The organism is Myxococcus sp. AB025B (assembly GCF_006518215.1).
GTDB classification, from domain to species: domain Bacteria; phylum Myxococcota; class Myxococcia; order Myxococcales; family Myxococcaceae; genus Myxococcus; species Myxococcus fulvus.
Genome location: NZ_SRLW01000405.1, coordinates 1 through 7,216, shown reverse-complemented (window position 1 = coordinate 7,216; position 7,216 = coordinate 1). Strand labels below are relative to the sequence as shown.

Here is a 7,216-nt window from a genome sequence, read left to right as displayed (position 1 = left end):
CCGCCCGCCCGTGTCCCTCGGCCGCCTGCCTTCGAGCGAGGTGCCGTCATGCGGGTGATGAAGTTCGGCGGCACCAGCGTGGGCGGCACCGCGCAGATGCGGCGCGTGGTGGACCTGGTCGCCCGGGCACGCCAGGAGACGCGCGTGTGCGTGGTGGCCTCGGCCGTCTGTGGCATCACCAACCTCCTGGTGGACACGGCCCGGCTCGCCCAGGAGGGCAGCTCCGTGGAGGAGCCCCTGTCGCGCTTCGAGCAGACGCACCTGGGCATCGCCCGGGAGCTGGGCGGAGAGCTGGAGGCGCTGGCGCCGCTGGAGCTGGGGCTCGCCGCCATCTCCACCGAGCTGCGCGGGCTGTTGCAGGGCGTGGGGCTCTTGCGTGAGTGCTCGCCGTCGGTGCTCGCGCACCTGTCGGGCCTGGGTGAGCGCGCCTCGTGCCTGGTGCTGGAGGCTCTTTTGTCCGCGCGCAAGCTGTCGCCCCACCTGGTGGACCCCAGGCAGGTGCTCATCTGCGCGGGGGACCCGCTGCAGGCCACGCCGCGCATGGACGAGATTCGCGCCAGGTTCGCCCCGCTGCGCGACGCCCAGGGGCCGGGGCTCCTGCTGATGCCGGGCTTCTTCGGCGGTGACGCGCGCGGCAAGACGATGTCCCTGGGACGCGGCGGCTCGGACTACTCGGCGGCGCTGGCGGCGGCGGCGCTGGACGCGGCGCTGCTGGAGATCTGGACGGACGTGGACGGCATCTACAGCGCCGACCCGCGCCTGGTCCCCGAGGCCTTCCCGCTGGCGGAGGTGAGCTTCGAGGAGGCGATGGAGCTGGCCTACTTCGGCGCCAAGGTGCTGCACCCCAAGACGATTGCCCCCGCGCGCGAGCGCGGCATCCCCGTGCGCGTGTGCAACAGCTTCAAGCCCGAGCACCCCGGCACCCTCGTCACCGACAGGGCCGCCCCGCCCGAGCACCCGGTGCGGGGCCTGTCGTTCCTCAAGGACGTGGCGCTGGTCAACATCGCCGGCGCGGGGCTCAAGGGCGTGCCCGGCACCGCCGCGCGCGTCTTCGAGTCCATGGCCCGCGCGGGCATCTCCGTGGTGCTCATCACCCAGGGCTCCAGCGAGTGCTCCATCAGCTTCTGCGTGCAGCAGTCGGAGGCCGACGCCGCCGTGCGGGCGCTGGAGTCCGAGTTCGAGGTGGAGCGCGAGGCCGGCAAGGTCGACACCATCGAGCGCCAGGGCCGGCTGGCCGTGCTCAGCATCGTCGGCGACGGCATGCGCCACCGCGTGGGCGTGGCGGGCACCTTCTTCAGCGGCCTGGCCGACGTGGGCTGCAGCATCGCCGCGATTGCCCAGGGCTCCAGCGAGCGGAGCATCTCCGCCGTCATCACCGAGGCCGACGGCCCGCGCGCCATGGCGCACGTGCACCACCGCTACTTCGGCACCACGGAGGTGGTGGAGCTCTTCGTCGCGGGCGTGGGCAGCGTGGGCGCGGAGCTGATGCGGCAGGTGCGTCAGCAGGCCCCCCACCTGCGCGCGCAGGGCGTGGACCTGCGGGTGTGCGCCATCGCCAACAGCCGGCACGCGCTCATCGAGCCGGGCGGCGTCGCCCTGGGCGAGTGGAAGGAGCGCCTGGAGGCAAGCCGCGCCCCCGCGTCGCTGGAGTCCTTCCGCGAGCAGGCGCGGGCCAAGCGGCCCGGCCGTCCCATCTTCGTGGACTGCACCAGCAGCGAGGACGTGGCGCTCGCCTACCCGTCCCTCCTGGCCGCGGGGCTGCACGTCGTCACCGCGAACAAGAAGGCCAACGCGGGGCGCATGGCCCACCACCGCGCCATCCGCGAGACGGCGGCGCGGCACCAGCGCCGCTTCCTGTACGAGACGAACGTGGGCGCCGCCCTGCCCGTCATCGACACGCTCAAGAACATGCTGCGCACCGGCGACCAGGTGCACCGCATCGAGGGCATCCTCTCCGGCTCGCTGTCGTACATCCTCGGCCTGCTGGAGGAAGGCGTGCCGCTGTCGCGCGCGGTGGGCTCCGCCATGGAGAAGCGCTTCACGGAGCCGGACCCGCGCGACGACGTGCAGGGCACGGACGTGGCGCGCAAGGTGCTCATCCTCGCGCGCGAGCTGGGCCGCCCCGTGGAGCTGGAGGAAGTGGCGCTCCAGTCGCTCCTGCCCGAGGACTTCGACGCGTCCGGTCCGCTCGACGCGTTCCTCGCGCGGCTGCCGTCGCTCGACGAGGGCTTCCAGCGCCGGGTGGAGGCGCTGCGCGCCGAGGGGAAGGTGCTCCGGTACGTGGGCAGCGTCGGCCCCGAGGGCTGCTCGGTGGGGCTCAAGGCCGTGCCGCTCGCCAACCCCCTGGCCGCGGTGAAGGGCGGAGAGAACGCGCTGAGCTTCCTGTCGGAGCGCTACAGCCCCACGCCACTGGTCATCCGAGGCTATGGCGCGGGCGCGGCGGTGACGGCGTCCGGCGTGCTGGCGGACGTGCTGCGGCTGGTGGAAGGCCCGCTGCCGTGAGTCCAGCGGGGCAGCTCGACGACGAAGCGGGCGCCCCGCCCCGGCTCGCTCTCCACCCAGACCTCTCCGCCATGGGCCTGGGCGATCTGACGGGTGATGAAGAGGCCCAGGCCCAGGCCGCCGTAGTTGGGTGAGGCGGCGCGCTCGAAGCGCTCGAAGATGCGCCCCTGCGACTCGCGGGGGATGCCCATCCCGTGGTCCTCCACGCTCAGCCACACCCGCTCGTCGTGGTGGGCGGACAGCCGCAGCCGGATGGGTCGGCCCGCGCCGTACTTCACCGCGTTCGTCAGGAGATTTATCAGCACCTGCTCCAGCCGCAGCCGGTCCCACCGGCCCGGCAGGGACCCGGGGGTGTCCAGCACCAGCTCGCAGCCCGCCTTCTCCAGTTGCTCACGCAGGTGGCCCACCACGTCGCGCGTGACGGCGACCAGGTCCATGTCCTCCAGGCGCAAGGACAGCCGCGACTCGTTGATGCGCGAGACATCCAGCAGGTGCTCCACCAGCCGGGACAGCCGCGACAGCTGGCTCTCGCACACGTTCAGCATGCCGGACAGCCGCGCGCGCAGGCCCGAGTCCGCCCGGGGCCGCGACAAGAGGGCGCCCATCTGCTGCATGCGCAGCTTCATGGACGTCAGCGGCGTCTTCAGCTCGTGCGAGGCGATGGAGAGGAACTCGTCGCGCACGCGGATGGCCTCCTGGGACTCGCGGTAGAGCTGCGCGTTGTCGATGGCGTACCCCGCGCGCCGCCCGAGCTCCTCCGCCAGCGCCACCTCGTCCGCGCCGAAGGCCCGCGCCCCCTGTCGCGACACGAGCGTCAGCACGCCCAGCCCCCGCCCGCGCGCCTGCAGGGGCACGCTGAGCGAAGGCTTGCCGCCCCACGCGCGCACGTGGCGCCACCGAGGTGAGCCCAGCCCTTCGTCGCGCAGGATTCCATGGGGCACCGGCGCGCACTCCGAGCGCCCCGACGCCATGACCCCCACCGGGCCGTACGTCACGCCGGGGACCAGCGGATGCGCCTCGAGCAGCTCCCGCACCTCGCGCTCCACCCCGGGCGAGCGCGCCGCCACCGCCACCGGGTGCAGCCCGCGACTGCCGTCGGGCATGAAGACGATGCACACGTCCCCCAGGCGGGGCACCGTCAGCTCCGCGACGCGCTGGAGCGTCGTCTCGTAGTCGAGCGACGTGCCCAGCTCCCGCCCCGCCTCCGCGAGGAAGCGCTGGGACTCCTCCAGGCGCTTGCGCTCGGTGATGTCGGTGGAGATGCCGCAGACGGCGTAGGGCACGCCCGACGCGTCCAACAGCGGGAACTTCTGGGTGATGTGCGTGTGGACGCCGTCCTCCCGCGGGACGCGCTCCTCGCGCACCACGGGCAGCCGCTGGTCCAGCACCTGCTCGCTCAGCGCCTGGAACTCGCGCGCGCTGTCCTCCGGGAAGATGTCGTGCACCGTCTTGCCGAAGACCTCCTCGCGCGTGCGGCGGAACATCAGCTCCCACTGGCGGTTCACGAAGATGTAGCGCCCGTGGGTGTCGAGCAGGAAGAAGACGGAGGTGGCGTTGTCCAGGATGGCGCGCAGCTGCCGCTCGCTCTGCTGGAGCGCCTCCTCGGCGCGCTTGCGCTCGGTGACGTCCAGCAGCACCGCCAGGGAGCGCACGCAGGCGCCCGAGGCGTCGCGCTCCATGATGGCGGACAGCAGCACGTCCAGCCGCGTCCCGTCCTTCTTCACCAGCTGGTACGGCACGTCCTTGCAGCGGCCCGTCCTGTGGAAGGCCGGCAGCACCTCCTCGCGCGCCCGCCGGGCCGACTCCTCGGTGAGGAACTCCGTGGAGTCGTGGCCGAGCACCTCCTCGCGCGTGTAGCCCAGCGTGGCCAGCCAGCAGTCGCTGACACTCACCAGCCGGCCCTCCCGGTCGATGGAGTGCATCATCACCGGCGTGTTGTTGTAGAGCGTGCGGTACTTCTCCTCGCTCTCGCGCAGGGCCCGCTCGACGCCGGCGAGGTCCCGGGACGCCTCGGGAGGTGACGCGGGGCTGTCGGTCGGGTGGGGCATGGCGAGGAGGCGATGGGCCGTGGGGTCGCCCGCCCTCCGCGCGTGACGCCCTCCTCAATGATTGGCGCGCCCCAGGGCCCCGCCAACCCGGCCTCCGCGCCACCCCCAGGTCGGCCAACCCACCGAGCCCCGGAAGACGGGCACGCCCGCCAGGATGCTGTCCCGCACCCGGCCCTCTCGACGGACAAGCCTCATCCCACGGCCTTCTCCGGGTCCTCCGTGTTTGAAGTTCCCGGACGTCCCGTCGAGAATGGCCCGCCACCCATCTCAGGCGACGAAAGGAAGGGGGAGGACGGAATGTACGTATCTCGCAAATCAGCGTGGGCCCGCACAGGCGCGACGCTGGCACTCGCGCTCGGTCTCACCGTGCTCGGTTGTTCCGACAAGGAGGGTGACGACGACCAGGACGAGGGGACGCCCGTCACGGCCACCCTCACGGGCCGGGTGACGTTCGACTCCGTCCCGGCCGTCTACACGCCGACGACGCGCCAGGGCTCGCTCGCCTTCAACCAGGTGAGCGTCAAGCCCGTGCGCAACGCCACGGTGCAGGTGCTCCGGGGCAGCACGGTGCTCGCCTCGGCGACCACCGACGACGACGGCCGCTACCAGCTCACCTTCACCGCCGGCGACCAGGCCAACGTGACGCTGGCCACGCTCGCCAAGACGACCACGCCGGACATCCAGGTGGAGGACAACACCGACGGCAACGCCATCTGGGCGGTGGTGACGCAAATCAAGGGCGGCACCACGAGCAAGGACCTGCACGCGGGCCACGGCTGGAACGGCTCCAGCTACACCGCCAACCAGCGCGTCGCGGCGCCCTTCGCCATCCTGGACGCCATGTACACCGCGTCCCACGCCTTCCTGGCGGAGCGCCCCGTGCCCTTCCCGCCGCTCAAGGTGAACTGGAGCCCGAACAACGCCCCGCAGAACGGCGACAAGGCCCGGGGCCAGATTGGCACCTCGCACTTCTCCCCCAACGAGAACGAGGTCTACGTGCTGGGCCTCGCGGGCGCGGACACCGACGAGTTCGACAGCCACGTCATCGTCCACGAGTGGGGGCACTTCTTCGAGGCCAACCTGTCGCGCGCCGACAACCCCGGTGGCCCGCACTCCTCCGGCGACGTGCTGGACCCGCGCATCGCCTTCGGCGAGGGCTACGGCAACGCGCTGTCCGGCATGCTCCTGCCCAGCTCCATCTACGTGGACACGCTCTGGAGCGGCACCCGGCTGGGCGCGTTCGGCTTCGACCTGGAGACGCCGCCGACGTCCACGGACGACCCGAACCCGGGCGTCTTCTCCGAGTTCAGCATCATGCGCTTCCTCTACGATTTGCACGACGAGTCGACGCTGTCGGAGACCCCGTTCGACCAGGTGTCCCTGAGCCTGGGCACGCTCTATGACGTGCTGGTGGGGCCGCAGCGCACCACGGAGGCGGTGACCACCGTCGGCTCCTTCATCCACGGCCTCAAGGCCCAGCCGGGCGTGGACGCCGCCGCGGTGGACCGGCTCGCGGCGCACTACAACATCGGCGCCATCCGCTCGGAGTGGGGCGAGGGGGACACGGACCTGTATGGCATGTACAAGTTCGTCACGGTGCCCTTCTCGGAGAACAACTTCTTCACCCGAGGCGAGCCCTTCAACCAGCGGCAGCAGAACCGGTACTACGTCTTCACCGGCAATGGCCGCAGGATGACCGTCTCCGCCGACTCCGTGGAGGACGTGAGCATCCTCGCCCTGCAGCAGGGCGCCACCGCGGGTGAGGCCGACCGCTTCACCACGGGCAAGGAGACCTTCGACTTCAACAGCCAGACCGACCGGCGCTACGTCCTGGTCACGACGGGCTGGGCCGACGAGGGCTCGGGCAACTACAACTACACCCTCTCCATCAGCAGCCAATGAGCGGACCTCTCACTCCTCCCGCGTTCCCAGGAGCACCCATGAATCGCATTGCCTCCGCGGTCCTCTCCGGCCTCCTGGCGCTGATGGCGCCCGTGGCCTGCACCTCTCCGGCGAAGAGCAGTACCCCGGCGGACAGCGCCGACCACCCGGGCTCCACCGCCAAGCTCAGCGCGCCCGTGGACGTGGGCGCCAAGGTGTCCGACACCAGCGCCACCGTCTCGCTGCGCTTCCAGGTCCCCGGCGAGGACGTCCGGGTGGAGGTCTCCGGCGTCGACGGGCTCCAGGTGACCAGCAGCACCTCACCTGTGACGGGCGTGAGCGTGGAGAAGGCGGCCGTCACGAACCTGGACGTGGCCTTCACGCCGGGCGCCGGACGCTCCCACCTGGTGGTGACGGTGAGCGGCATCTTCCAGGGCGTGCTCCTGACGAAGGTGGCCAGCTTCGCCGTCGGTCAGCCCACCGAGCAGCAGAAGGCGGACGGCTCCGTGGTGACGGATGACCAGGGCCAGCGCATCAAGATGATGCCCTCGTCGGACACGAAGTAGTCCACGACGCGGGCGGGTCCGAAGGACCCTGAAAAGAACCGCGGGGAGCGCGCCCCCTCGACGCGCTCCCCGCCGTATGAAGGACTGCGAGAATTCGTACTCCCGGTCCAGCGTGAGCGCGCCCCTCGGCGCACCCTCCGGAAGCCACGCCCCTCCCCAGGGGCGCCCCCTCAAAAGGTCCGAGGCGAGCCCCCCGGCGCGCCTCTTCCCCCCTCGAAC

4 protein-coding genes are annotated in these 7,216 nt (G+C 71.6%); 3 read left to right on the top strand and 1 reads right to left on the bottom strand.

What is annotated here, in order from left to right:
- A partial coding sequence (gene thrA, locus FL311_RS39145) for a bifunctional aspartate kinase/homoserine dehydrogenase I (RefSeq protein ID WP_228557379.1) occupies positions 1–2,502 on the top strand: 2,502 nt, incomplete at its 5' end.
- Here the strand turns inward: thrA and FL311_RS39140 are convergent.
- Positions 2,424–4,550, bottom strand: coding sequence for a PAS domain S-box protein (locus FL311_RS39140; protein ID WP_141332749.1), 2,127 nt, complete (start codon positions 4,548–4,550; stop codon positions 2,424–2,426). The genes thrA and FL311_RS39140 overlap by 79 nt on opposite strands.
- A gap of 297 nt (positions 4,551–4,847) precedes the next feature.
- Between FL311_RS39140 and FL311_RS39135 the strand changes: the two genes are divergently transcribed.
- Both FL311_RS39135 and FL311_RS39130 read left to right on the top strand, forming a co-directional pair.
- On the top strand, positions 4,848–6,452 hold the full coding sequence (locus tag FL311_RS39135; protein ID WP_141332748.1) for a hypothetical protein: 1,605 nt from the start codon (positions 4,848–4,850) through the stop codon (positions 6,450–6,452).
- Between the two features lie 38 nt (positions 6,453–6,490).
- Entirely contained in the window at positions 6,491–6,997 is a 507-nt protein-coding gene (locus FL311_RS39130; RefSeq protein WP_141332747.1) for a hypothetical protein, read from the top strand.
- The last annotated feature ends 219 nt before the right edge of the window (positions 6,998–7,216 follow it).